The 26,476-nt window shown below is 50.4% G+C and carries 19 protein-coding genes; 11 read left to right on the top strand and 8 right to left on the bottom strand.

Annotated features, from left to right (window positions below):
* Window positions 1-88 precede the first annotated feature (88 nt).
* Window positions 89-742 (top strand): hypothetical protein, encoded by a 654-nt coding sequence (locus KME12_08555; protein MBW4487826.1) that lies wholly within the window; start codon window positions 89-91, stop codon window positions 740-742.
* Between the two features lie 61 nt (window positions 743-803).
* A complete protein-coding gene (locus KME12_08560) occupies window positions 804-1,253 on the top strand; it encodes an MgtC/SapB family protein (GenBank protein ID MBW4487827.1) in 450 nt (149 codons plus the stop codon).
* Here KME12_08560 and KME12_08565 read toward each other — a convergent pair.
* The gene (locus KME12_08565) at window positions 1,250-2,074 is read right to left on the bottom strand and encodes an RMD1 family protein (protein MBW4487828.1); all 825 of its coding nucleotides are present in this window, start codon (window positions 2,072-2,074) and stop codon (window positions 1,250-1,252) included. The two genes, KME12_08560 and KME12_08565, sit on opposite strands and share 4 nt — an antisense overlap.
* A 372-nt stretch (window positions 2,075-2,446) precedes the next feature.
* Here KME12_08565 and KME12_08570 point away from each other — a divergent pair, with 372 nt between their 5' ends.
* Window positions 2,447-3,958 carry a hypothetical protein gene (locus KME12_08570; protein ID MBW4487829.1) on the top strand — a complete coding sequence of 504 codons (1,512 nt, stop codon included), beginning with the start codon at window positions 2,447-2,449 and terminating at the stop codon, window positions 3,956-3,958.
* A gap of 80 nt (window positions 3,959-4,038) precedes the next feature.
* Window positions 4,039-4,281 (top strand): hypothetical protein, encoded by a 243-nt coding sequence (locus tag KME12_08575; protein MBW4487830.1) that lies wholly within the window; start codon window positions 4,039-4,041, stop codon window positions 4,279-4,281.
* Here KME12_08575 and KME12_08580 read toward each other — a convergent pair.
* Both KME12_08580 and KME12_08585 read right to left on the bottom strand, forming a co-directional pair.
* Window positions 4,264-5,004 (bottom strand): phosphatase PAP2 family protein, encoded by a 741-nt coding sequence (locus KME12_08580; GenBank protein MBW4487831.1) that lies wholly within the window; start codon window positions 5,002-5,004, stop codon window positions 4,264-4,266. The two genes, KME12_08575 and KME12_08580, sit on opposite strands and share 18 nt — an antisense overlap.
* 58 nt (window positions 5,005-5,062) lie before the next feature.
* On the bottom strand, window positions 5,063-5,296 hold the full coding sequence (locus KME12_08585; protein MBW4487832.1) for a hypothetical protein: 234 nt from the start codon (window positions 5,294-5,296) through the stop codon (window positions 5,063-5,065).
* A 158-nt stretch (window positions 5,297-5,454) separates the two neighbouring features.
* Here KME12_08585 and KME12_08590 point away from each other — a divergent pair, with 158 nt between their 5' ends.
* Window positions 5,455-7,629, top strand: coding sequence for a flavin-dependent dehydrogenase (locus KME12_08590; protein ID MBW4487833.1), 2,175 nt, complete (start codon window positions 5,455-5,457; stop codon window positions 7,627-7,629).
* 71 nt (window positions 7,630-7,700) lie between these two features.
* Here the strand turns inward: KME12_08590 and KME12_08595 are convergent, their stop codons facing one another.
* Window positions 7,701-9,467 carry a hypothetical protein gene (locus tag KME12_08595; protein MBW4487834.1) on the bottom strand — a complete coding sequence of 589 codons (1,767 nt, stop codon included), beginning with the start codon at window positions 9,465-9,467 and terminating at the stop codon, window positions 7,701-7,703.
* A gap of 470 nt (window positions 9,468-9,937) precedes the next feature.
* Complete coding sequence (locus KME12_08600) at window positions 9,938-14,053, bottom strand: CHAT domain-containing protein (GenBank protein MBW4487835.1); 4,116 nt, start codon at window positions 14,051-14,053, stop codon at window positions 9,938-9,940.
* Between the two features lie 421 nt (window positions 14,054-14,474).
* Between KME12_08600 and KME12_08605 the strand changes: the two genes are divergently transcribed.
* The 3 genes from KME12_08605 (at window position 14,475) to KME12_08615 (ending at window position 19,133) form a co-directional block, all read left to right on the top strand.
* On the top strand, window positions 14,475-17,159 hold the full coding sequence (locus KME12_08605) for an EAL domain-containing protein (protein MBW4487836.1): 2,685 nt from the start codon (window positions 14,475-14,477) through the stop codon (window positions 17,157-17,159).
* 409 nt (window positions 17,160-17,568) lie between these two features.
* Window positions 17,569-18,789: a hypothetical protein gene (locus tag KME12_08610; GenBank protein MBW4487837.1), complete on the top strand. Its 1,221-nt coding sequence runs from the start codon at window positions 17,569-17,571 to the stop codon at window positions 18,787-18,789.
* 200 nt (window positions 18,790-18,989) lie between these two features.
* Window positions 18,990-19,133: a hypothetical protein gene (locus tag KME12_08615; GenBank protein MBW4487838.1), complete on the top strand. Its 144-nt coding sequence runs from the start codon at window positions 18,990-18,992 to the stop codon at window positions 19,131-19,133.
* A 134-nt stretch (window positions 19,134-19,267) separates the two neighbouring features.
* On the opposite strand, the gene KME12_08620 is transcribed toward KME12_08615, so the two are convergent.
* From KME12_08620 to KME12_08630, 3 genes are all read right to left on the bottom strand, one after another.
* A complete protein-coding gene (locus KME12_08620; GenBank protein MBW4487839.1) occupies window positions 19,268-19,981 on the bottom strand; it encodes a DevA family ABC transporter ATP-binding protein in 714 nt (237 codons plus the stop codon).
* A gap of 50 nt (window positions 19,982-20,031) precedes the next feature.
* Entirely contained in the window at window positions 20,032-21,270 is a 1,239-nt protein-coding gene (locus KME12_08625) for a trypsin-like peptidase domain-containing protein (GenBank protein ID MBW4487840.1), read from the bottom strand.
* A gap of 673 nt (window positions 21,271-21,943) precedes the next feature.
* On the bottom strand, window positions 21,944-22,555 hold the full coding sequence (locus KME12_08630; GenBank protein ID MBW4487841.1) for a hypothetical protein: 612 nt from the start codon (window positions 22,553-22,555) through the stop codon (window positions 21,944-21,946).
* A 363-nt stretch (window positions 22,556-22,918) separates the two neighbouring features.
* On the opposite strand from KME12_08630, the gene KME12_08635 reads away from it, so the two are divergent.
* From KME12_08635 to KME12_08645, 3 genes are all read left to right on the top strand, one after another.
* Window positions 22,919-23,302 carry a response regulator gene (locus tag KME12_08635; protein MBW4487842.1) on the top strand — a complete coding sequence of 128 codons (384 nt, stop codon included), beginning with the start codon at window positions 22,919-22,921 and terminating at the stop codon, window positions 23,300-23,302.
* 77 nt (window positions 23,303-23,379) lie between these two features.
* A complete protein-coding gene (locus KME12_08640) occupies window positions 23,380-24,804 on the top strand; it encodes a HAMP domain-containing protein (GenBank protein MBW4487843.1) in 1,425 nt (474 codons plus the stop codon).
* A 22-nt stretch (window positions 24,805-24,826) separates the two neighbouring features.
* Window positions 24,827-26,386, top strand: coding sequence for a serine/threonine protein kinase (locus tag KME12_08645; protein MBW4487844.1), 1,560 nt, complete (start codon window positions 24,827-24,829; stop codon window positions 26,384-26,386).
* Window positions 26,387-26,476: the final 90 nt, after the last annotated feature.

Raw genomic sequence — 26,476 nt, forward strand, 5'->3', positions numbered from 1 at the left:
AAGATTGGGCTTTTAGCAACTTTCTGCTCTCGCCTGGTTTTGCGAATTGTTAATCCTGATTTCTTTGGGTTAAGAGGTGAGGAAACTCATGTTGATTACAACAGAAGTGCGTTGGTTTCATCTCGGTACGATTCCAGATGCGATCGCCCAGTGGTTTCAGCAGGCAGAATTGGGCCAATATTTAGCGGCACCCACGGAGCGGCAAGACACATATCTCTTGATTTCAGAGCATGAATACTTGGGTTTGAAACTGCGGCAGGGCAACCTAGAGGTGAAGCTGCGCCAAGCGGAGTTAGGCGTGGAAGACTTTGGTTCTGGTTGGCGAGGTCGGGTAGAGCAATGGGTAAAGTGGTCGGGCGACAATTCCCCTCAACCTCAGGAAATAGATGAGCAATTACTAGCTCAGGGCACTTGGGTTAGCGTCCAAAAAACGCGATCGCAGCGGCAGTATGAGGTGTTACCCAACCAAACTTGTGTGGCGGTGCCTCTAGGCCAATCTATGGACACAGGCTGTACCGTGGAACTGACGCAACTTACAATCCACAACACTGCTTGGTGGAGCTTGGCTTTTGAAGCGACAGGCGATCGCCCACTCGAAAGTTTAAAGAGTGTTGTGGATTGGGTGAGCAGCACTCACTACCCAGGCACGCTAACCGCAAACTGTTCCTACGCCTACCCGCGTTGGCTGATGGCAGCGACAGAATCAGCGATCGCTAACCTCCCTGAAGGCTTGAAAGCATAGTACAGTGGAGAGCTACAATCCTGATTGCTTGTTAGCAACCTTTTAGTAAACCTTGAATATTATTCATCCAATTACTTTGGACGGCTTAGGGCACATTGTGGTCAGGTTGAGTCTGGCTTTGCTCGTCGGTGGCGTGATTGGCTTCGAGCGAGAAATTCACCATAAACCCGCTGGCCTGAGAACGCACATGCTCGTGAGTTTTGGCTCGGCTCTTTTAGTCCTAATCCCCATCCAATTGGGTCAAACCGACGCAAGTGCCGATGCTCTGAGTCGCGTCATTCAAGGCATAGCTACCGGAATCGGCTTCTTGGGAGCAGGGGAAATCCTCCAGCAGGCGAAGCACAGATCTGAGCAAGTGCGTATCCGGGGGCTGACCTCTGCTGCGGCAATTTGGGTTTCAGCAGCGTTAGGCATTGCCGCAGGTTGTGGTTTACTAGCCCTCAGCTTAATTGCTGCCCTCATGGTGCTTTTTGTGCTGACTATAGTGAAACGCATTGAGCCTCGTGGTTAACCCCGGAAGAACAACTCATACAGGGTCAGCAGAATTTCGACCACAATCAAAATGACGATGTACCACTCGACCCGCTGACTACTATTGCGTTGCAGCAAATCCAGCACAGTTTCAGCAGTCCGGGAGATCAACTCCAGCTTGCGTTGTAAAGCCGCGTGCCGCTCGCTGATTTCATATTCATCTTCCATTCGAAGGTAGAGCCGCTCTAGTTCTGGACGTTCCCAGAGGGTTTCTGGCTTTTCGCCCAAGGCTACCAGTCCTACCATTTTGTGTTGAATTAATAGCGTGCCGCCGATGTGACGCAGTAACTCTCTATCTTGGCGTTTGCCTCGACCTTGATATTGCAAATCAGCCGCTAAAGGCTCAATGCGATCGAAGAAATTAGCAATGCTGGCTTCGTAATGGGACAGAACTACGCTTTTAGCCAAAACATCAGCGACGAGTTGCAACCGCTCCACTGTAAACTCGCTCAAGAGAATAATGCCGTCTTTGACCTTAGAGGCATCAGCGGGGTTGAGCTGGATCTGGTCAGATTCCGTTTCTGGCTTTTCGAAAGGCTCGATCACAGAGGACTTGAGACTCGTTAGAAAAGCATCCGTTTCTTCAGAATTTAAGTTAAAGAGCACGACGGCTCCATAACGAAACAGCACTGCACAGCCTTGTGCTCCCGCTGTCACCACCAGAGGTAAAACGGCTAGGCGATCGCCTGTCTCTAAGACTTTGATGTCAATCCGCTCACCTAAAAATAGCGCCTGCACGCTAATCGTGGTTCTACTCGCAAATAAAGTAGCAGGTTCGGGAGCTGTGAAAATTTTCTGCATATTAACTGAGAGATGATCTGCTCATTTTAATCAACGGAGCCTCAAGGTAGACACAACTGTATCGCTAACTGAGTTAAGCAAGCCAGCCGTAAAGACTCGTTCTTCTCCAGCCTAAAGGGGCAGATGGCAGAATGACCACCTTTCTTTTGGGTTGTAGTATTGCCCTACTAACTAAGGGGATCATAATTTTTTGGATGCCAAGGTCATTGCTAACTAGTTTCGCGATCGTTTATTCCGTTTTCTAAATCAGGCGTTATCACAAAAAACTCGTTTGATGTGGGTATTGGAAGATTTCAACGTGTAGTTGCATAGCACTGCTGGGAATGCTGACAAAGATAACTTGATAATTAAGTCAATGGAGTCATCTCAATTATGAGACAGACATGGCATCATGTTCATACATTTAGTGGTGACTCTAGCTGGTTTGGCGGTGTTCGCTCAACCAGTTTCAATCCAGGCCGTCAGTTACTCGCCTGTGGCAGTGATGACAATACTATTAAGCTCTGGAACCTGAATGATGGCAATCCACTAGAGCTTTCATTCAAGCATTCTAAGGGTGTTCGTTCTGTTGTCTTCACTCCAAAGGGCAATGGCCTTATCAGCGGCAGTGATGATGGCACTATCAAGATTTGGGATTTAAGAACATCTAAAGAGCTTTTGACTCTAAACAATCACTCAAAATCAGTGACATCGGTTGCTGTTATTCCAATTTACGACCTTATCGTCAGCGGCAGTGACGACAACAAAATCAAGGTCTTCAGTTTGAAAGATGGCAAAGAAGTTCAAGCAATTCAGGGGCACTCAAATTACATTCAGTCTATTGCTGTAAGCCCTGATAGTAGTTTGGTGGCCAGTGGTAGTTGCGACTGCACAATTAAGCTGTGGCGGACTAATGCCTGGGAAGAGATTTTCTGCCTGTCTGCCCATACTAAAGATGTTCGTATAGTTACATTCAGCCCTAATGGAAAAACGCTGGCGAGCGCTGGAGATGAGGGTGATATTCTTCTATGGGATGTACAGTCTGGATTATCTAAAGGAACAATACAAGGTTATTCCAGTAGTGTGCGTGGCTTGAGCTTTAGTTCTGACGGTCAATTTCTTGTCAGTGGTGGAGATGATGGATACATCAAGGTTTGGGATCTTGCCAAAGGTATCTTAAGTTCATCTTTTCAGGCTCACTCAGCAGGAGTTAGCTCAGTAAGCTTCTGTCTTGACGGTCAGGTGATTATTAGTAGTAGCTGGGATAAAACAGTCAAGATTTGGATTCTTGAGACGGCAATTCCTAAACCGCAAAAACCTCAAAAAGTCGGTTTCTTTGAGGGAATTTTTGGAAAGAAACAACCTACACCTGAACCCGTACCCAATCTTTTTTTGCCACCCTTTGTCATTCAAAAACTTCAAGAAAACACGAAGCAATGGGATCAGGCTTCTAACATTTCAACTGCTACTAATCTGGACAGCGAGATTTATAGCTTTACACGGGAAAGTTCTACGCCTCCTGTGAGAGATCTTCAAATATCGTCAGAAAACTGGCAATGTCTGATCAAAAAATGGAGACGTGAAGAAGAGGATCGTAAGAAGGAGAAACGAGCAAAGGAAAGATTACGCCTTCGTGAAGAACGGTTGAAATTGGACAAACAGCGTGAAGAACGGCTTAAAAGGGAACAGCAGCTTCGAGAAGAAAAACTAAGGCAAGAACAGCAGGCACAGACAGAGAAGGCTAGACAATCAAATCAACAAAAAGCTACGAATAATTGGGGTGGTTCCAGTCCATCTAGCTTGTGGAGAAGTAGTTCTTCAACCAGCTCAGGTGGTAAAACCTATGTGAAAGGTTATCGTCGTCAGGATGGAACTTCTGTTAAAGGGCATTATCGCAAGAAGTAAGTGAGCGGAATTTAATTGCAATTTAGCAATTTTCAAATTGCTGCACGGTAGCATAGAAGTAACTTAGAGCAGCCTTCTCTATGACTGAGCTACCAGAAATCGAAGCAGCTATCAAACAATTGCTAGAAAACGATATTTGTCAGCTTGCAATTTGGCTTCAGGATTATTTAGATGAGATGTGGGACCAACAAATTGAAGCTGACTTCACATCGGGGAAACTCGATCGCCTAATTGCCCAAGCAGAGTCAGAAATTGCAGCAAACCAAGTGGTCGATCTAGATGAAGTCCTTCGCGATCGCCCCAAGTCATTTTGTGCTGGTTGATTTTGGGCGTTCTGCTTCTTGAGTTCGCATTGCGGCTCGGTGTCGCCAGATTTCGATGCTGAGGATGCAGGTTAGTAACCAGACCAAACCCGCTGCGTAGCCTGCCAAAACATCTGTAGGCCAGTGAACACCCAGATAGAGCCGACTCAACCCGATCGCGGCAATTATAACCACTGTGGCAACCAAAATGCCGATGCGCCAGCGTCTAAAGTGAGTGGCTAGCAAATAGCCCAGCAGACCATAGACCACCATCGACAACATGGCGTGACCACTGGGGAAGCTGTAATATCGCACATCTACAATTCGCTGCCACAAAGCAGGACGGGCACGAGCAAATACATCCTTTAGCAAAAAATTCAGCCCCGCTGCTCCTGCTGCCGCGATCGCCAATGTAGTGGCTTCAGAGCGTTGACCTCGCCACAGCAGCCAAGCACCCAAAGCCAAACTCATAATAGTTAGTTCTGTTGGCTCCCCAAGAAACGTAATCGCGATCATGAGGCGATCGAGCAGGGGGTTGTGCATCTCCCGCAGGCTCAGCAAAATTGTCGTGTCGAATGCTTGTGTTTCTTTTTCTAAAACTTCATCGGCTATTTCGGCAAAGCCCCAGAGAGCAAAACCTGCCAGCACTAATCCACCCAATCGCACTGTAGACAGCAGCGGCAACAGCTTGGGGCCTACACGCTCGCGCCAAGCTCGAATAATTTGGGCACTGAGGTCTTGCATGAATCGCTTGCTCGCTTTAGCGCTCTTAAACTGAACGAATGCAGAACTGGTTCTAGAACTATGGTAGGCTTTCCCAGGCTTGAGCCACGATATCGCTGAGCCAGCGCCGTTGAGCTGCATCTAGCAGGCTGTCATCTTTGAGCACTTCTGTTGTTAAATCTGCTAAGGAACGACCTTCAGAGCGTGTAATCAGGACTACACCCGCGATCGCAGCAGCTACCAGTTCTTCGTCAACTTGTTCTTGGCGAAGCGCCACAATTTCTTCAGGATTCACAGGGATGGGATAATTCATGGCTAGTTAATCAAGGCGATCGCCGCCTAAAAGCTATATGAGAATGTTGTAAAGTTTCTTAAGTAATTTAGTATTCGGAAGTTTAACGTAATTTTGGGTTCTGTCAACCCTGCCTTACTACGTAATTTGCTGGAGTAAATCCCCCCAAAATCCTCGTAATGAAAGAAATTCTTTACATTGAAGTTCCTACCCCAGATACAGAGGGTGTGTGTCGATGGTTACAGCAAGACTTTCACCCAGAGTTGGGCGAGAAGATTGTAACGCCAAACGGCTTCCGTCTCAGCTGTTGCAGGACTACAACAGCATCTAAGACGATTTCAGACCCAACGAGTGCCCTAGACTCTGAGCTGTCAGTTTTTGTCTGGTCTTTACAGCGAACGACCTATTTAAAGATTTTTCGGTGGGCAGAAACAGCAATTCCAGGAGAGCAAAAATTCCTCCAGCACCTTACAACCGCAATTAGGCAGCAGTTTCCCAATCAGTACCCAGTGCCGCCTGCGATCGACCTGACGCAGCAATCGATCTTTGAGGCTCTCGCTTCTCGCTATCCCCAGACGGTGAAGTTCTTCCAGAAAATGCCGAACGGGGAATATGACCTAACCCGTGTCTACTGGTGGGAGCAACGCTGGCGTGAGGGCGTCCGTAATCCTCAGCAACCCCAACAGGTAATTTTTCGCTCAGAAGCCAGCCCTAAAGGCTTAGGCACGAGCAACTCAGATTCGCAGAACCCCAACGCCTTCGATTACGACTTGATCTACATTGGTGGCGCTTTGGGGGTGATTCATGCTGCGGTGATGGCTCGGCTGGGCTACCGGGTGCTATTGGTGGAGCGCTTGCCCTTTGGCCGCATGAATCGAGAATGGAATATTTCTCGGGATGAATTCCAAAGCTTAATTGATTTGGGACTGTTTACGCCCGCTGACTTTGAATCTGTAATTGCTAGGGAATATATCGACGGGTTTCATAAGTTTTTTGATGCCAATAATCCGCCTCAAGCGAAAGCTCCGATTTTGCACACGCCGACGGTGCTCAATGTTGGGATTGATGCCGACAAGCTGTTGCGAGTTTGTGGCGACAAATTCCGGGCGGCAGGGGGTGAAATTTGGGACGAAACTGAGTTTGTCCGGGCTGATGTCAGCGCTGAACAAGTGACGGTGACGCTGACTCACTTACCAACGCGATCGCCCAAACAGGTTACAGGACGCTTGTTGGTTGATGCGATGGGTACCGCTTCCCCGATCGCTTGGCAACTCAACGGTGGCCGCGCCTTTGACAGTGTTTGCCCGACCGTAGGGGCGGCGATCGCGAGTGGTTTCGCGCCAGAAGTCTGGGATGCCAAGTATGGTGATGTCCTCAACAGCCACGGGGACATTTCTAAGGGGCGACAATTGATTTGGGAGCTGTTCCCAGCTCAGGGTGAGGAAATCACGATTTATCTGTTCCACTACCATCAGGTACATCCCGACAATCCTGGCTCGCTGCTGGAGATGTATGAGGACTTTTTTACGATTCTGCCAGAGTATCGCCGTTGCGATATGGATCAGCTGGTGTGGCGCAAACCGACGTTTGGTTATATTCCGGGTCACTTCACGGTAGGCAGTCGCGATCGCCAGGTGGCTTTCGATCGGTTGGTGGCGATCGGGGATGCTGCTTCGTTGCAGTCTCCCTTGGTTTTCACTGGATTTGGCTCACTGGTGCGCAATTTGGGCCGTTTAACTCATCTGCTTGACACGGCTTTGCAGCACGATCTGCTCAGGGCTAAGCACCTCAACCAAATCCATACGTTCCAAAGTAATGTCTCTGTGACTTGGCTGTTCTCTAAAGGCATGATGGTGCCGACTCACCGCTTCCTGCCGCCAGAGCGGATTAACGCCATGCTCAATACCTTCTTTGGTATTTTGGCAGGGGAACCTCCAGCCATAGCAGATGCGTTTATCAAAGACCGAGCTGATTGGGTGTCGTTTAACCGCATGGCGATCCGCGCCGCATGGCAAAACCCCGCCTTGTTAGTTTGGATTTGGCAACTGGCTGGCCCGAAAGACTTTTTCCGTTGGATTGGCAGCTATGTGAGCTTTACCGTTGCTGCTCTGATGAGCGGTTTGGTGGGTAATTGGCTCCCTCAACTCACTCGTTGGAGTCAACCTTGGTTAGAAGCACACTATCCTGGCTTTTGGTTGTGGTTGTTGAGCTGGAACTATGCGCTAACGGCTGGCTTGGGCCTTCCTCAAGTTGAATTTAGGCGATCGCTACCCAATTCATCCACGTCGCAGCCTGATGTCGCCTCAGGTTCCCCTGTCAGCCCTAACAGCCCTTTGGCAGGCAAAAAAGGTTAATCACACAAGTTCTTCAAATCTTGCTCCCCTTCCCTAGCAGGGAAGGGGCTGGGGGTTAGGTCTCAATCCAATTAGGAGCGGCGCTGGGGGAAGCTGGGTAACTCTACCGCCGCCATTGAAGAACGCTTTTTGTGAGAGCGGAGTGGATGCAGAGTGGGAGATGGCCAACTGGAAGAAAAGGTAAAAGAACCTGTACTCGTTGACTCTTCTGAGGCTGCGATCGCTTCAGACTCATCGCTAGATGGGGCTGTGGTTTCTACCTGAGACCGCGCAGAACCAGATGCCGCTTCTGAGATATCGATCAGCTTGGCTAAGTCGTGCCAGAGTTCTTCTTCCTCATTAACATCCGCTCCAGTCAGTGGGGGGATGGAGCCTTCCACGTCCTCTACAGGGGCAGTGACAGAGCTAGTTGGTTCTGGCAAGGCAGGTACCAATTCCTCCGGCAAATCTTCTTCCCAATCGAGTGCATAGGATGGCGCGATCGCCTCTAGTGTATGGCTGGGGTCAGATTCTAGCAGAACGGTAGGCTCGGTAAACTCAGGCTCTTCAGTTTCTTCAGCCGCAGGAATTGCTTCTTGTGCTTGAGGGGATGGGTTTACAGTTGTGCTCTCTGCTGCTTCTGCTGCCTCTGCTGCTTCTGCTTTTTTCTTGAGGTTGTAGCTGATGGATAGCTGATCTTGAGAATCAATAGCTGCTTGATTCCAGAGGGGGTGGTTGGCGTTGAGAGCCTCTGCTTCTGCCGCTTCTGCTGCCTCTGCCGTAGGAGATGCCAACAAATCTTGGAAAATAGGCGCGATCGAGGGAGGCAATTCTAGTAAAGAGTCAGCGACAGATTCGGAGTCTAAGCCTGACCAATCCGAGAATGCAGTGTCTGGTGTCCCATGTAGCGGGGACTCGGATGCGCTAAAGGCTTCTGCTGCTTCTGGGTCGGCATCCATCAGCCAAGGTTGAGCAGACCAAGGTTGAATTGAGTCTACTTTGGGCAGAAAAGCGGGGTCTGAGGCAGCAGTAGTTTTTGTGGCGGAGGGAGCTTTGGTGGCGTTGGGTGTGGCGCTGGCAGCGGCTAAGTCAGGATGCGCTTCATGACAAGGCGAGCTAACATCGAGGCATTTTTCTAGAGCTGCCTTAAATTGCAGTGTGTAGCGTTGCTGGCGGTGCAGGCGCGATCGCAAGTCTCGGCAAATATTTTCTGCTTGCATCAGCGCATGAGTTTGCTCGTTATAGCGCTGTTGTGTCAGAGCACATTCACGTTCTAGTTGGGCGACCCGCTCTTGGCTATTTTCCAGTTGAGCCGTAATGGTTTCTACCAAAATCTGTTGGCGCTGGGCGGCCTGGTGAGAGCATTCTAGTTCGTGCATCAAGCGAGCAATATGCTCATCTGCTGAGGTTAGTTCTTCGCTTTGTTGCGCCAGAATGCTTTCTTGCTCTTGAGTGCGGCTAGCCTGGGCTTCGAGGGTGACTTGGCACTCGTTTAACACGACTTCCAACTGCGTCACACGGTTCAGCAAGTAGCCATTGCGCTGTTGCAGCTCTTGCATAATGGTGACAATCTCGTTTACCTCTGGCAGAGAGAGGGAAACCAGTGACTCTGTAAGTTCCGACGATTCAGGCTGCGCGGTGCTGACCTCTTCTACTTCAGGAACCGGGTGGGCGATCGCATCAATACTGATCGCGTTCGGAAAATTCACGGTTTGCCAATCTTCTTCTAGCAACTCTGACTGCTGGAGGGGCAACTCCGTGGGAGCGGCACTGAAGTCCGCAGAGGCAGAATCAGCAACGTTAAAATCGTTTGGCTTAGGCAGCTCTTGGCCATTCGTCGGGGTGTCAGCTTCACTCATCACTCTCATCCAAAAGGTAAGGAATCCTCAGTCCAGATTGAGTACCGCCTCTTCAAAAATCACAGGCAGTAGCCACACAACTCTCCTTAAATCAGGATACGTTTAGATCTCGATCCACGTTGCTTACCGAGAGAGACCGAGTTAAAACTCCAGTCTTTGCAACGTGTCCTAAGTCATTGGTTAATTCTGTAGGCTAGCACCCGAAAATAAGGGCGGCTGTATTACTCAAGAAGTCATTAGATTGAGAATTACACCGCAATCTAGCGATCAAGACGGATCATCAGCTCAGGGTTAAGGACTTTTTCAACAGAGACACACCGGACATTAAAAAATCTAGCGGAATCAAAGACTCAGGTCTAGCCTTAAATCAAAAAATTCGGGACTAATTATTAATTTTCCTCAAACTAAATTAATTGCATCAATCAAAAAATCAGTCAAAGTAGCTCCTTCGTCGGGCTAGCCAAATTATCTTACCAAGGGCTACCAATCATCGTGAAAGCGGACCAATAGTAAGGATGGGCCAAATCCTTAGTTCCTATTTCCGCCAATTCGGGTGGCAGCGGCATACTTTCATTAGGACTTCTCAGCTTACCCTGGTCTACCTGCACTTGGCCACGAATCATGGCTAATTGGGCTTGCCGTAACGCTTCTGTCTTGATGGGAGCAGTTTTCAGTTGTTGATAAAACTTGCTCATCAGCGCCAATGTGCCTTCGTCATCTACCGCCCACAAGCTGGCTAGCACCGATTTTACTCCCGCCTGGTACGCGACCCCCGCAAACCCCAACTCTGCTTCGCGATCGCCCAAAGCGGTACGACAAGAACTCAGCACCAACAACTGAACGGGTGGGTTATTCCAACCCAAATCCGGTAAATCAGTGAGGCGTAGCTTCTTGTCCCAGAGCTGAATATAGGAGTTGTCAGGGCTACCTGATTTAAATTCTGCGTGAGTTGCTAGGTGGATGATTTCAAACGGCTGTTGTTGCCGCTGTGCCTCCAAATTTCTGAGGGTAAAGGCTTCATTTAAGAAAGTCTGCCCAGCCCAACCTGCTTGGATGGCCGACAACTCCACAGGTACCGCTGGTAATGGTTGTTGATCCCGAAACTCAGAAGCTCCCATCGCCAGCACTTCTGACTTCTTCAGACCTTGGTAAAGCGTTTCCGTCAAGCTCAAGCTGGGCATGATCCCCAAGCTGTACTTCTCTACCAAGAACTGCTGTCCACTATGCAGCGCTGCAATGGGGAGCGATCGCAGTCCTGTATCCATGATGAAGGCAATATTTTCAACTTTTCTAGCTTTTAGCTCCGCTTCTAGGGGGGCAACGAGCCATTGATAAAACTGCTGTGCCGCTGGCAAGTAACTTGTGGTGTCGCGGTTGGCAGGGTCCGTCAGGTCATCACGAAACTGCTGTGCCATCTGCAACACAGTTTTTCTGGATGCGCCCGGAATCCGTTGGCGAATCGGGTTGTCCTTCGCCGTAATCAGAATTATTTCTAATTGGTCATCATCGCGGGGTTCAGGCTGGCTGGGGCTAGCCGCTAAAGCCTGACCTGGTAGCAATGCCGCTGGCACGAACGTGGCATATAGGATGGCGGGTTTAACCCCGGTAGCTCGCTCTACTAAGTCCAAGTGCTCACAAATATCCGTCAAGTTGTAGTTGGGACCGCGCCTAGGTTTGCCGAGATAAGTCTCGAATTCTTGACTCACCCGCTCCTCCAAGCCATAAAGATCCAAATCCAGCGAGTTGCAAGGTAAACTAGCCAATTCCATAGACAACCGTCGGGGTGGGCCTTCTAGAGGAGCGGCTAGGGCGGGCTGAAAAGCGGGAGTAGGGGTTGGTGGAGGAAGAGGGGAGGGTGGTACTGGTGGCGCAGGGGGGTCAGGCGGTGGCGGCAGAGGTGGCAGTGTAGGAGGAAGAGGAGGAGGTGCTGGGGGAGATGCAGGGGGTTCAGGCGGTGGCGGAGGGGGGAGAGGTGGAGGACTGCCAATGGTAATCGCGATCGCCGTAGGAGTGGAGAGCGACACAGCATCACCAGCTGCCAGGGTAAAGGCAGTAGCAGGCCCGGTTGCACCCACAGCAGGGGTGTAAACCAAGGCATCACCAGGAGTTAGCTGGGTCGTTCCCGGTACGACAGGCGCTCCATTCACCGTCAACGTTCCAGCCGGAACAGAGCTGATTACCAGCGTCATATTGTCTAGGTCAACATCAGCCAAGGTCGGCGCTAAGTCGGCATAGGTGAAGGTAATCGGGGTTTCAAATGCGGTGCTAGGCAAGGTAGGAGCAGATCCTAGAGCAGGCGCGGTGTTAACTGAACTGATGCTGATCCCACTGGGTGTGCCACTGGCTAAGCCGCCTGCCGCCAAGATGGGGAAAGTACCTGTCGCTAATGGGGCAGTCCCCCCGCTGATCGTCCCGGTAAGGCCATTGAGCGGCGCGCCTGAGTTGACAGTGAACGGGAGATTATCAGGACCACCTGCGGTTTGGATTGACACCGAAGCATTGTCACTGGACCCAGAGGCATTGATGGTGGCTCCATTGGGCAGCACGGCCAGCCCACTCACCGTGCCTCTAGTCGTTGCGATCGCCACATCTCCACCTGTGCCCGCTCCGGTTCCCAAGTTGATGCCTCGGCTGTCAATGCTGTTGAAGCGAATGTCACTGATGGCAGTGAGATTGACTGAGCCGCCGAGGGGTGTCGTTAACCCACTGGCAGAAGTGTTGATTGCTCCCACAGTCAGGGTGTTGAGAGCCGATAGGTTAACCGCTCCGCCCGTTGTGGTGCTGCTAGTGTCAATATTGCCCAGGTTAAGGTCAGCCCCGGAGATCGTTAGCGATCGCCCACTCGTCCGAATGGTATTAGTGGCTGGCATGGCAAAAGAGCCACCGCCCACGCCATCTGCATCAGCGGTAAATGTAATCGAACCCACGCCGATCGCAAAGCTCAGATTGGTGTCCGAGAGCGGGTTGATCAAAATATCATTGCTAGCTTGCAAGACCACACTGGTATTTCCTGCCAAGCTCTCCAAGGCGGCTTCGGAAATGGTGAAGGAACTGGTGCCGCCATCTCCTGCCAAAATTTGCCCGTCGGCTAACTGGAGGTCGTCCGGGCCACCCGCCCCCGCTACCACGGTAATATTGACCGGATCGAGCAGGAGTATGCCTGTCTTACCCTGAGGCGCACTTAGATCAACTTCCCCGCGAAACAGCAGAGTTTGCTTACCTGATACTTCCGCCGATCCCCCTTGACCCGCAGCCGCACCCCGGGCATTGATTTTGCCGGAGAATCCTGTTGTGTCATCCGCCCAAACCACCACTTGGCCCCCGTCACCGCTTTGGTTGGCGTTGGCATTGAGGACTGCACCGGAACTGATGTCAGTGCGCGAAGCATTAGGTAAGGGGCCTTGACCTTGATAATTGCCCCCTACTAGAATATTGCCGCCTTGCGTCGCACCCGATGCTTCTAGCGTTGCACCGACTACCCCGATGCGATCGCCCAACACTCTGACTGTGCCGCCTACCGCACCAGAAACGTCTAGCTTCCCAGCCACCAAAGCGGTTCCTGGATGGAGATCCAGACCCATCCCAGAGCCGCTCAGCATCACCTGCCCCTGAGCGTTAACAGCAATATTGGTGGCATTGCTACTGTCGCCACCCGTGAGCAATGCTGGCAAAGCGGGAATTGGCAACGTCCAAGCAGTCGAGTTGTCGGGGTTGGGTGGTTGGACTTGCAGGCTTAGTAAGCTGCCAATCTGACTCAGTTGTACCGAACTCTGTCCTGGTATGGCAGCCACCGTGATCTCGCCTGCTGGTGCCGTTAGATTTCCGGTATTAACGACTGTGCCCCCAATCAAGCTCAGATGCTGGCCTGAACCAACTGCTAAATTGCCACTGTTTGCGATCGCCCCCGGTTGCGTCATGGTAAAGGCCAAACGGGTCGGGTTGCCACCCAGGGCTGCATAGTTGTTACTGCCAGCAGCATTGAACCATTGGTCACCAAAACCTACGGCATTGGCAGTGGTTGCCGTAAAAGCAGCAGGTAAATTGAGGCTAGCGTTAGTCCCAAAGATAATTCCCGCTGGGTTGAGTAGGTACAAGTTGACATTGCTGCCGCTGACCTGGATTAAGCCTTGAATCCAAGAAGCTTCACCGCCAACGACTCGCGCCAAAATATTCTGAATGTCAGGAGTTGCTAGGAAATTGGCAATTTGCCCTTGGCTAAGTCCAAACTGACTAAAGCTATGAAAGAGATTGCTGCCGTCTCCCGATCGCTGGCCTCCCATAATGTCGTAGCGATCGCCGCTGGGTGTGACCGTGGTGCCGACCCCATCCCCTGCGGGAATAATAACCTGTGCCAACAGCTGTCTGCTTTCATGTGTGTTCTGGGTACTAGTTAGGGCAGTTGAGCTTGTTGTAGGCTTAGGCGCAAAGATTTCTGGGGTGGTAGGGCTGGCTAGCGTGCTGGCAGGATTCAGGAGTGACACTGCGATTGCCAGGGCTTGACCCGGAAGAGTCAGCGCGATCGCCCTTGGAAGCGGCTTGGCGGTATGAGCTAGCGGGAGTGTGGGCAGCAGAATCGGGTGGAGCATACTTTTTCAGCGTCTTAGGATACGTGTCTAGGACACGCCAGAACCTTGCTTTGGTTGGGATTCAACTTAACTGAATCATAGATACAGTATCAGCGTCATTGATCAGGGCTAATGGTTCATCGAGTATAGGAAATCACAGATTTCTGAGCTAGGAGACAATTAAGACTCGAAAACTGTCAATTTTGATGGTTTCTCTGTAGATTAAATAGTCTAAGGTATGAATGCTAACTCTTTTGAGCCAACGCTGGTAGTGGTTTCACTGGCCCAGCCAAACTGTTGAAACTACGCATAGCCTAGCGGTTTCGGGTGAGTTAGATTCGAGCAGGCTGCGAGCAAAGAGCGCAAATAGCTTGAGTAGTTACTTGGCAACGGTCAGCGCTGATTCGGATCAGTTCATTAAATTCGCTTTCAAACCTTTGCTATGTGGAAAGCTTTTAAGCAAACAGGGATCAGTAACGGGTTGAAATCAAGCTGGCGGCAACAGGTAGGCCAAACTAGCACCCTGATCCGATCGCAGCTACCTTCTGGATTGCCAGCGATCGCGATCGCTGGCTTCCTGGTAACGGGGGGCTTGTCTGGGGTGAAGCAGTTGGGTTGGATGCAGCCTGCGGAACTGCTTGCCTTTGATCAAATGGTGCGATTGCAGCCAGACCGAGGTCCTGATCCCCGACTGTTGGTGGTTGCGATCACTGAAGCCGACATTCGCGATCGCCGTCAGTGGCCTATTTCGGATCAAGTCATTGCTCAAGCTTTAGCCAATCTCCAACAACACCAACCCAGCGCCATCGGGTTAGATATTTTTCGTGATATTCCGACTGTGCCCGGTGAGCAAGCTCTGGCAACGCAGTTTCAAGAGCCGAACGTGTTTGGCATCACTTACTTGGGTAACCACCCTAGTGAGCGCATCTTACCGCCCGCTACCCTGCCAGAAGACCAAATTGGCTTTAATGATTTGGTCACCGATCCTGATGGTGTGGTGCGTCGTAGTTTGATGTTTGCCTCCAGTGAGGGTATGCCTTTTACCTCGCTGTCATTGCAACTTGCTGTTGCCCATCTTAAGCACAGTCTTAAGCAGAGTTGTGGGCTCACTCAACCCCCAACCCAGCCACCGCCATCGGTTGCGTCACCTACAACCACTTGCGCTGATCCGGTCGAACGTTTAACCGAGGCGGGAGAGTATCAGTTAGGGAAAGCAGTTTTTTCGCAATTACAATCTGACTCTGGGGCTTATCAAACGATTGATGATCGTGGCTATCAGTTTTTACTGCGCTATCGTTCGTTCAAGCATCCAGCTCGGCAAGTTAGCTTACAACAAGTTCTCCAGCAGCAACTAGACCCTAATTGGGTCAAGCACAAAGTTGTTCTAATCGGTACGACAGCCAACAGTATCAAAGATTTGGTTTATACCCCCTATAGCCAAACAGCGATCGGAGAACGCCAAATGCCAGGGGTAGTGGTTCATGCGCAGGTCGTGAGCCAAATTTTGGATGCGGCCTCAGGCGAGCGATCGCTGTTTTGGTTTTGGCCCCACTGGGGAGAAACTTTGTGGATCGGGAGCTGGGCCATTGTCGGCGGCATTTTAGCGAGGCGATTGCGGCACCCCATGACGTTTGGTTTGGTGAGTGCGATCGCAGTAGGAAGCGGCTTTGGGATTTGCACCTTGATTGTGGCCCAAGCAGGTTGGGTGCCTTTCATGACTCCAGCTCTGGCTTTGGTGATCACAGGTGGGGCAATCGTAGCTTATCAAGCTCTTTATGCTAGCCGTTACGATACTTTGACAGGCTTGCCTAACCGAAGCTTGTTCCTAAAGCAATTGCAACGAGACTTGCAACGCAGCCAAACCCAGCACGAAATGTTTGGTGCCAAATCCGGAGCCTCTTTAGCAGTTCTGTTTCTGGATTTAGATCGCTTTAAGGTCGTGAACGACAGCATGGGGCACCACATGGGCGATCGCCTGCTGGTTAATGCAGTTCAACGGCTCAAAAGTTGCCTGCGATCGCGCGATCTCTTGGCACGGGTGGGAGGGGATGAGTTTGTGGTCTTGCTGCGATCGCTGCGGGATGTCAACGAGGCAACCGCGATCGCTGATCAGATCCAGCAGGTAATGACCCCACCATTTCGGCTGAATGGGCAACCCGTCTTTGCTAGCATTAGCATTGGGATTGCCTTGAGCCAAGCCGAATACAACTATCAACCCGAAGAACTGCTACGCGATGCTCACACCGCTCTCTACCGCGCTAAGGATTTGGGCAAGGCTTGCTACGAAGTATTTTCTTCGGAGATGCACTTGCAAGTCGTGCAACGATTTCAGATTGAATCAGATCTACGGCGGGGTCTAGAGCAACAAGAATTTCAGCTGCACTATCAACCCATCGTGTCTTTATCTACGGGCAAAATTGTAGGCTTTGAGGCGTTAGTGCGTTGGCGACATCCACAAGAAGGCTTGGTTGCTCCTGCTGACTTTATCCCGATCGCCGAAGAAACTGGTTTGATCGTTCCCTTAGGCCAGTGGATTTTGCAAGAGGCTTGTCAGCAGTTACGCCGTTGGCAAGATCAGTTCCCCTTCGATCCCCCTCTGATGGTCAGCATCAACTTGTCAGGGCACCAGTTTGCTCAACCCGATTTAGCGACGCGGATCGAAGATATTTTGCACATCAACGGTCTGGATGGGCACAGCGTCAAATTAGAAATTACTGAAACCGTCGCGATGAAAGATGTGGAATCCACCATCAGACTTTTATTGCAACTTCGAGCTTTGAATTTGCGGCTGAGCATTGATGATTTTGGTACGGGCTACTCATCGCTGAGCTATTTACATCGGTTTCCCGTAGACACTTTAAAGGTAGACCGCTCTTTTGTGAGTCGAATGGGCGATACCAGTGAAGATGCCACTATCGTCCAAACTATTACCATGTTGGGACATACGTTAGGGATGGATGTAATTGCGGAAGGGGTAGAAACCGCAGCCCAACACGCTAAATTGCAAGCCTTGAACTGTGAGTATGCTCAGGGCTATCTGTTTTCCAAGCCGCTAGATAGTGAAGGCGCGACCGCTCTTTTGGCTGTAGAATGGCAACGCCGTGGCACCCGCCACCTCACCCACTAGCTGGCCTACTTGAGAAATTCTGTGAGCATTGCGATCGCCTTTGTTAGGTAGCGTCTCATTCAGCCAGGATCTTTGCTGGCGTGTGTCAGCCAAGGCGAAACTATTTGTTTCTGAAGTGCGTCTAGTGGAGGGTGCCTAAGAGCAGGCTCAAAGCCTACACTGACTTTATCTCCTCCAGTTTCTCTGTCTGAGATGGGCTGTCTAGGCTGGGTTAGATATACAACCTCAAAGATCCCTGCTTAGGTCTCCTAAGTAGACGATCTAGAAACTGTCCCTCGCCGAACCATTTCTTTTGATATTTACTTTAAGATCTGGCTCATCTCGTCAGCTTGGCTGATCTACTTTAAAAAGCTTGTCTCAGCTCAGTGTCGTTCTATTTTCTACCTAGACATTAGAGGTGCTAGCCTAAGTGAACCGCCTCATTAGCTCCCAAGAGCAAAAGCTCTACAACCACTTGCTACAGTGTGTCGAAGTGGAAAACCCCCAGCAGTTGATCGAGCGCTTTCGGTGCTTGTTTCTTCATGGTCGGGGATATCCGGATGCCGACATTCAAAAAGTAGTAGAGCAGTTAGCCACCTCTGAAGTTGCCGAAAACTTCCCCTTTATTCTGAACCGCTGTTGCTATATCTGCATTAATCGTTGGCAGTGGCAACCCCGCACTCAAACGGCGATCGCAGAATTGATCGCTCTCTTCGATATTCCTTCGAAGCAAGTTTACTGTCGAATTGCCAAGCGATTGCAAGAGTTAGTTCAAGGGTTTGTTCAGACCGATCTCTATGCAGCCTTGCAACTGCTAGCGCGGGTGATGCAGCGACCCCCAGAGCCAAATACTCATGTAGGTGACGCTCCCCTCAAAGACCTCATTCATCGTTATCCCTATCTGTATGATCACTGCTTGCTGACGAGTAGCAGTACCGGAGAGCAACAGCAAGTGATTCGGCAACTGAGAACTCAGCGGCAAGGGCAGTTTGACTTGGATCTGTCCAAGTATATTATTGGGCAAATTCGCCAGTCTCAAGGCATTGGTAAATTCAACAATGCTGATGGTATTTCTGTCGTTCCAGCTTCAAATCCCACCTTACTCAGCAACTTAGAGCTAGATGCAGCCCTGAAGCAATTTGCTGGGGGTACTTATCGGAACGCGGCTCAGCAGTTTACGACCTATAGTCGGACGGCTCATTCCTATCACCAATTTAAAGATGATTTTTATGAGTATCTAACTGCGGCGATCGATCCTCGTTATGGCAAACGCTACTTTAATGACCAACTATATGCGCAGTTGCAAAACATCCTGCTAGATCAAGATGCTGCGGCGCTGAATCATTCGCTGATTGTCAGCACTTGCCGGAGACTGTTGAATTTTTTGGTGGTTAGTAACTCTGAGCGAGTTCAGCACTTTGTTTTAGTGGATCTCATGAGCAACCTAGGAGTCACTTCCACAATTGGGTTGCTGTTGAAAATTGTGCTGTTCTGTGGGGGGTCTAAGTCCTATCTCGAAAAGTTGTTTGCCATCCTATTCCAGCATTACCAGAGACACACTACAAACGGCGTGGATTGGTTGGTAAAGGCATTAGAAAATTTGAATGTGGCTTTTAGTACTCACTTTGGTGGGGCTAGTGTGATGTATTGATTGGAGGTGGAGAGAGGAGAGGAGTGAGGAGTGAGGAGTGAGGGGTGAGGAGCTAAAGGCTACTTTAAAGAAGGTTGATGTACTCGTCTACGTACGACAAATAAGTGCGGCAAAAATAACAAGCTGCTGGCACAAATGTTAAAAAGCCTTAACAATAAAGAGGCAAACCTTTAAGAAACCGCAGCGTTCACCCCCTTTTTATGGCCAGTAGTGCAGACGATCGCAAGAAACGGATTATGGAGCACCTCGCTCGTAGCACCGGGAAATTTAGCCAGTCTACCTCTCCCAATTCTGACCAACGTAGGCAACAAATTCTCGATCACGTCCGTAGAACTAAAGGCTAATCTTTCGGGTTAAGCTGAGCCGATTTGTTTGCGATCGCTCCTGCTGGGTGTAGAGCTGAGCAGGGGCGATCGCAAAGTTTTCAACACTGCTAAACAGACATTGGTTACGCAGAGATTGGTTACGCAGAGATTGTTTATGCAGATATGGGGATAGGCTGAGCGTTGCTCTCTTGAACCAAGTAACCATCTTCCATATGAACCACGCGATCGGCAATATCTAGAATTCGGTTGTCGTGTGTGACCATCAAAATCGTGCATCCCTGTTCTTTGGCCAGTCGCTGCATTAAATTTACGACATCCCGACCCGATTTGCTGTCGAGGGCAGTAGTGGGTTCATCGGCGAGCACCAATTTGGGATGGTGGGCTAAAGCGCGGGCGATCGCGACCCGTTGTTTTTGACCTCCAGAAAGTTGAGCTGGATAGTAGTTGAGATGCTTTCCCAAGCCCACCGCAGTCAACATGTATTCTGCTTTAGATTGCATATCGGCTTCAGAAAGTCCTGGCTGCAACTGTAGCGCCATCTGCACGTTTTGTTGGGCGGTGAGGGACTTTAGTAAATTGTGCGCTTGAAAAATATAGCCAATGCTCCGGCGCACCTGCACCGCTTGATGGTTGCTGGCTCCAGAGAGTTCTTGCCCTAGCACTTGCAAGCTACCTTGTTGAGGCGATCGCAATCCGCCAATCAAAGTGAGCAAGCTGGTTTTTCCAGAACCAGAAGGTCCCGTCATCAACACAATCTCTCCAGGCTGAATTTCTAAATTGATGTCAAATAAAACCTGTTTTCGGAGAGAGCCTTCACCAAAGTAATGATTGAGATGCTGAATCGAAATAACCGCTGACTGACTCATGAATTTGCTCAGGAAAGATAGATTTCTTCATCAATCTCAATCTTTTTTCATTACTCGGTGGGTGCAGGTAAGGGTTCTGGCACCACAGAGACTTGTAAAGAGCGATCGCCCCTTTGGAGTTGGATGGGTAAGGGCTGACCGACGCCGCTTTGCTCTACTAAGCTTTGGACTTCCTCCGGTTTGGTGATGGGCTGGTTGTTGATTTGCTGGAGCACATCTCCTGGCTGAATCCCTGCTTTATCGGCTGGGGAATTTGGCACTACTTGCAAAATTAAGATTCCCTGCTGCGCCGGAATTTGGATGTTGCGGCTCTCAAGTTTTTCTCGCACTTCTGGAGTCAATGCTGCCAATTGCACACCGAGGTAAGGATGCAAAACTCTGCCTTGAGTAATTAGAGTTTGCGCGATCTGTTGAGCCGTATCAATGGGAATGGCAAAGCCAATGCCTTGAGCACCCCCAATAATCGCGGTGTTGATGCCAATGACTTGCCCGCGAGCATTGAGTAATGGCCCGCCCGAATTGCCCGGATTAATCGCAGCATCAGTTTGGATGAAGCCAATGCGCTTGTCTGAGACACCAATATCACTCGCAGAGCGATCGGTGGCGCTAACCACTCCTAAGGTCACAGTTTCTTGTAAGCCTAAAGGATTGCCGATCGCGATCGCCCACTGTCCAGGTCGCACATTTTTAGAACTGCCTAACTCAACGGTCGGGAGATTGGTTGCAGGGATTTTTACCACTGCAATATCTGTGACTGGGTCAGCGCCTAACACCTTACCTTCAAAACTCTCGCCGCCCGGAAAAGAGACGGTCACAACATCGGCTTTGTTGACCACATGGGCGTTAGTCAGGATTTGGCCGTCGGCGCTGATGACAAAACCAGAACCCGATCCGCGAATCACCCGTTCTCTGGGTACCGCTGGCTGTCCACCGAAAAACTCTTGCAGAAACGGATCGTTGAGTGCATTTGGGACTTGGCTTCTGACTCGTTGGGCAGTGTCGATTTGTACGACCGCAGGTTCTACCCGCTCCACCACCTCCACCACAAAGTTGGTATCTTCGGCAGTAGGCGTGAGCGGACGGCTAGAAGTTACATTGCTAGCACTCCCTAATCCTTGTTCTGAGCGTGGTTCTGAGCGTTGTGGGGATGATAAAAACCTACTTGCTGGTGTGCAACTACCCAGGAGTACCACGCTCACCCCTAGCAGCGGCAGGCAGCGGGAAAGCTTGTTTTTGGAATTGGCTAGGTTGAGGTTGCTCAAAACATTTAGCAGTGGTTTCTTGTTCATCAAAATTTGACTGGCGATCGCGATAACAATGCATTGCTAGCATCCAGTGAAGTACCCGACGCTGATTGTAAGCAATACAGCACGGGCTTCCTGTTTCAATAGCCGCTGCCTCCACCTTGCAAGCAAAGTATTGGTCTGACGCAGCTTCTGGAGGTTTTGGTCATGCCTGTATTAACAGCACATTCCACTGACTCCCGCGATAGTTGCCTATCACCCAGGCAGCAACCCACCTTCCGCAGGTTGATAACTTTTGCTTTGATTTCTCTTGGATTTACGCAATGGCGACCAGCTGGAGAAAACAGCTTCCCTGAACTACTGATCTGTCTGCGGCAAGAGTCGAACCTCTACTTTGAAGTTTGCCTGTCTGTTCGATGCGGTCAGGTGGGTTGTTAAACCATCTGTATTATACCTCAAAACCCTTACCATGAAAGCATCTCAAGCCTTCGTTTACTCGATGGATTGACGATTCGTCGCTCACCTACTCCACCCGCCTGTGGCATCGTTCGGGGTGAAGCTTCTTATCGCCGGACTCCTTATCCCGACGCTGACCCTAGCGGGTACAACGCGGGGCTTCCGTCGCTAGCTAAAACTTAGCTTTTTTGTGGCGATCGCGACTATTTTTCCTCACTGAACAGAGTCTGACTGAACAGTGGCTTGGCTGTAGGTTGGAAAATTAGAAAATTGGATTTTGACCCGGATTGACGGCACAGATAAAATCGCTACCCAGTTCTAGCCAGCCTTGAGGATAAGAAGTCGCTGGCCGTCGATCTGATCCGAGTTGCAAGATGACCTGCAAGAAGTCTACTCGCTCATGCTTGCTAAGACCCACCCAAGCGGATTGCTGGGCAATGGGTGACATCTCAGCGGCAGTCACGCGATCGCTCTCTTTGCCCTGATTGGTGACTAAATAAAAATCCATCCCCACGGTGACTTCAGACCAAAAACTGAGGATAGTGGACTTGGCTTGCCTGAGAACTACCACATCACTCGGAAGGGCCACCAACTGCTCAGCCACTTCTGGAAATTCTACGGTTTGATCTTGGACGCTCAGTTGTCGCCAGACAATTCCAGAGACCTGCTGCTCGATTTGATAGCGGTGCACAGCGGCTCGGAAATCGCGATAGGCGCTAAATTTTTGGATTGCTTCTGTATTGAGGAAAGGGGCAACGACCGGATTCGCTTCCACACCTGTAGCAGCCAAGTTGAGACGCTGCCCATTGAGACAAGCGCGATACTCTTGCGCCAAAATCCTGAGCAAATCTTCTGTGGTGTAAACCGTTGACATCTACCTACTTTGTTTTCAAAGCCAGTGGTTGAAATGCATTCATTCACTAGTCTTACAGCACTACCTTAGTGTGACTACCAAGGCGTTGTACAGGTTTAAGCGATTAATCTTATCTGCATCAAAGCTGCAATCAAGGATCTGCCTCAGGAAAGAATGATTTGGTATTAGCAAAAAGTTAATCTACGGTATAAACGTGCTGCTTGAGAAACTGTTACGTCAGTTAATAAACTGATATCAGTCTCTTAATTATGAGTGCGATCGCAGGTTTCGGAGAGGGTGCCTCCCACCTGAGATGTTCGCTTGGGTGCAATGACTGGAGGGCGATCGCTCAGAGAGGGGCGTTGTAGAGAAGGGAAATTTGAGATGGCGCATGTTCTATTAGTAGATGATGAAGAAGCTCTACGAGCTAGTCTCTCCTATGCCTTAGTCCGTGAAGGCTATCAGGTTACCACCGCAGGCGATGGACAGACCGCTTTGAAGTTGTTTCACAAGCAAGTTCCAGACGTGATCATCCTAGATCTGATGCTGCCTGGAATTAGTGGCATGGAACTCTGTTGGCGGATTCGAGCTTTTTCCAACGTCCCCATTGTGATGTTGACAGCCAAAGACCAAGACATTGATAAAGTCTGGGGCTTGGAAGCGGGGGCTGATGACTATGTGACGAAACCGTTTAATACGCGCGAACTTTTAGCCCGGATTAAAGCTGTGATTCGAGGTCGTTCTGTCGGCCAAGCTGCGCAATCGTGAAGACTCATCCGAAGCAAAAGCCAATAGATGCAAATTTGGAGTTCCCCTCACGCACCTTCAACTGGCTACCGACCCGGATGCGCTGGAATTCCATTTATCGCAAACTATTTGTTACCTATCTAGCGCTGACAGCTCTGGGCACCTCATTCTTAGCAGCCTACATTCTCTGGTCATTCCACGGCTACTTCATGCGGAGTCGTCAGGCAGACATCAATACTTGGGCAAATGCGCTGAGTGAGAGTGTCGCGGATGCTTTAGGCGAGAATGATTTGCCCCGAGCTGCCGTAACTGTGCAGAGATACGGCCAAGCTGAATCTGTCACCTTACGAATTTTTGATCCTCAAGGCCGCCTGCTAGCAACTTCAGCGCCTACCCAAGATCGACAAGTGGCAAACTGGCTAGAAGTTCCTGGAATTGCGGAAGCTTTAAAGCAGCGTCCGACTCAGGGCATGGCCAAGGGAGTCTTGTCGAATGACGATCGCTTATACTCCACGGTCCCAATCGTCCGCAATGGAAAATTCTTGGGTATTTTGCGAATGTCGATTACGCTGGAGCAGTTTCAGCTGCAGTTTCGTAATGTGGCTCTCACCGTCCTAGGGACGCTAGCCTTAACGGTGATCCTTTGTGCCTTGATCAGTGAATGGTTGGCCCGGAATATGGCTCGTCCAATTCAGGCCATGCGTAACTTTGCGATTCAAATTGGCAGTGGTCACTTAGGCGAGAAACTGAGCATTCAGCAAACAGACGAATTGGGTCAATTGGCCACAGAACTGAATCGGATGAGTGAGCGCTTGGCTTCTCTCGATAAAGAGCGACGGGCCTTTCTCGCCAGTGTCTCTCATGAGCTGCGAACCCCTGTAAGCAACGTTTTGGTGACGGTAGAAGCGCTCAAGAGTGGCGCTAGCGAAGAACCGGAGTTGCGCGATCGCTTTATTCAAACTGTGGAAGATGAAACCAAACGGCTCTCTCGTTTAATCCATGACTTGCTAGATTTGGGGCGACTGGAAGCGGGGGTCACTCCCCTAGAACAGCAGCCGACTAATCTGCGGGATTTGCTGCATAGAGCGGGGCGGGCGGTAGAATCTCGGATGCGTTCTAAAGGTATTTCCATCGAGATAGAGGTGGCAAACCTGCAACTCAAAGGAGATCCAGAACGTCTGTTACAAGCTTTTCTCAACATTCTAGACAATGCCATCAAGCACTCAATTCCTGATACTAAAGTGTTTGTCATGGGACGTTTGCAGAATGGCGAGGCCGTCATCACCATCCGTAACCAAGGCCCTGGAATTAGTGAAGCTGCATTACCTCATATCTTTGAGCAGTTTTATACCGCTGATCCATCTCGTCAAGGTAGTGGTACGGGCTTGGGGTTGGCGATCGCTCGTCGCATTGTCGAAGCTCATTCTGGCAGCATCACTGCAATTAGCCCCCCTGGTAAAGGTGCAACGTTTAAAATAAAACTGCCATGCACTAACTCAGCAGCACTGGCAAAAGCAAATTAGTGGCTTAGACAGGCACAACGCAATGCAGGTTGGAAAAGTTCTCCAGGGGCGCTATCAACTCCAACAACCGCTGGGACACAACACCAGCCATCAAAATGCTGCTCGCCAAACTTGGTTAGCCCTAGATCACTCACCTTGCCAGATCGCCGCTCAGCCAACGGCTTCAGCAACTGGGACACCCCAACCAGTCGTCATTAAGCTGCTGGCCTTTAGTCCTCAACTCCAATGGGACGAGTGGAAGCTATTTGAGCGAGAAGCGCAGATTTTGCAGCAACTTGACCATCCACGGGTACCCCGGTGCCACGCTCAGTTTTCGCTGGAGCCCGTGGCAGGGGTGGCTTGGTGTGCTCTAGTCCAAGATCATATCCCTGGTACTTCTTTGCAGCAGTTGCTCGACCGGGGATACCGCTTTAGCGAAACTGAGGTACGGCAAATCGCGACGGAGGTGCTAGAAATCTTGGCAGATTTGCATCGGCTGTGCCCTCCAGTGCTACACCGCGATCTGAAGCCCAGTAATTTGATTTTGACGCCAGAGCAGCAAATTTATGTAGTGGATTTTGGGGCGGGGCAAAACCAAGCGATCGCGACGGGGGGTAGCTTTACGGTGGTAGGCACCTATGGCTATACGCCGATGGAGCAGTTTGGGGGCCGTACCGTGCCTGCTTCCGACTTATACGCCTTGGGCGCGACTTTGGTGCATCTACTGACGGGCATCGACCCTGCCGATTTACCTCAGCGACACCTGCAACTGCAATGGCACGCTCATGCCCCCAGCAATCTTAGCCCCCGCTTAGCTGGTTGGATTGATACCTTGATTGCTCCTGCGGTGGAGCAACGCTTTTCTAGTGCTGAGCAAGCCCTAGCGGCGATCGCCCATCCTGTGGCCCATCCTGTAACCTATCCTGTGGCTGCTGTCGTTGGAGTAGAGTCTAACTCCATAGATGGTCGAGCCAATGGTCAAGCCAATGGTCAAGCGATCGCGCCTCAGCCAGCCCATAGCCAGATCCAAGTCCATCAGTCTCCAGACACGCTTCATATCAAAATTCCTGCACCTCAGGGAGCTTGGTCAACTTCAGCCCGCTTGGGTGGCAAACTTCTACTCACTACGGGGATGCTGTCTTTGCCTATATGGCTGGCTGTCTTGGCGATCGTCCCCCTCACTCCTCTGGCTGTTTTCCCAGAATCCATGATGCCCTTGGTCATCTGCACCCCATTTTTATTGTTCTTACACGCATTTTTTCTGGCAGGTCTGGGAGTTTTTTCTGGCTGGGGTCAGGAAATGGTTCAGGTATTGCAACTACTACAAGGTCAGCATTCTCTGTCCCTAAATCAGCATTGCGTGGCGATTGAGTCTCGTTTTGGAGGAGTGACTTATCGAGGACAACATGAATTTATCCGCAACATTGAACAAGTGCGGACAGCTTCCTTGGGTAGAATTGCGCTGCAAGCGATCGGCAAAACTCACCTCTTTGGTTGGGGTCTAGCTGCCGCAGAACAAGAATGGCTGGTTCAAGAGATGCAAGCTTGGCTGCAAGCTCATGGCTCAGCGACGATACTGTCTGCGGAGTCACAGGAGCGATAACGATCATCCCTTGATCAATTGCTCTGCTTGAGTGATGAGCAAAGGGAAGTGAAGGATAGCTGGTTATAATACTACGAACGCTAAGTTTAA

The sequence above is a fragment of the Trichocoleus desertorum ATA4-8-CV12 genome, assembly GCA_019358975.1.
In the GTDB taxonomy this organism is placed as follows: Bacteria; Cyanobacteriota; Cyanobacteriia; order FACHB-46; family FACHB-46; genus Trichocoleus; species Trichocoleus desertorum_A.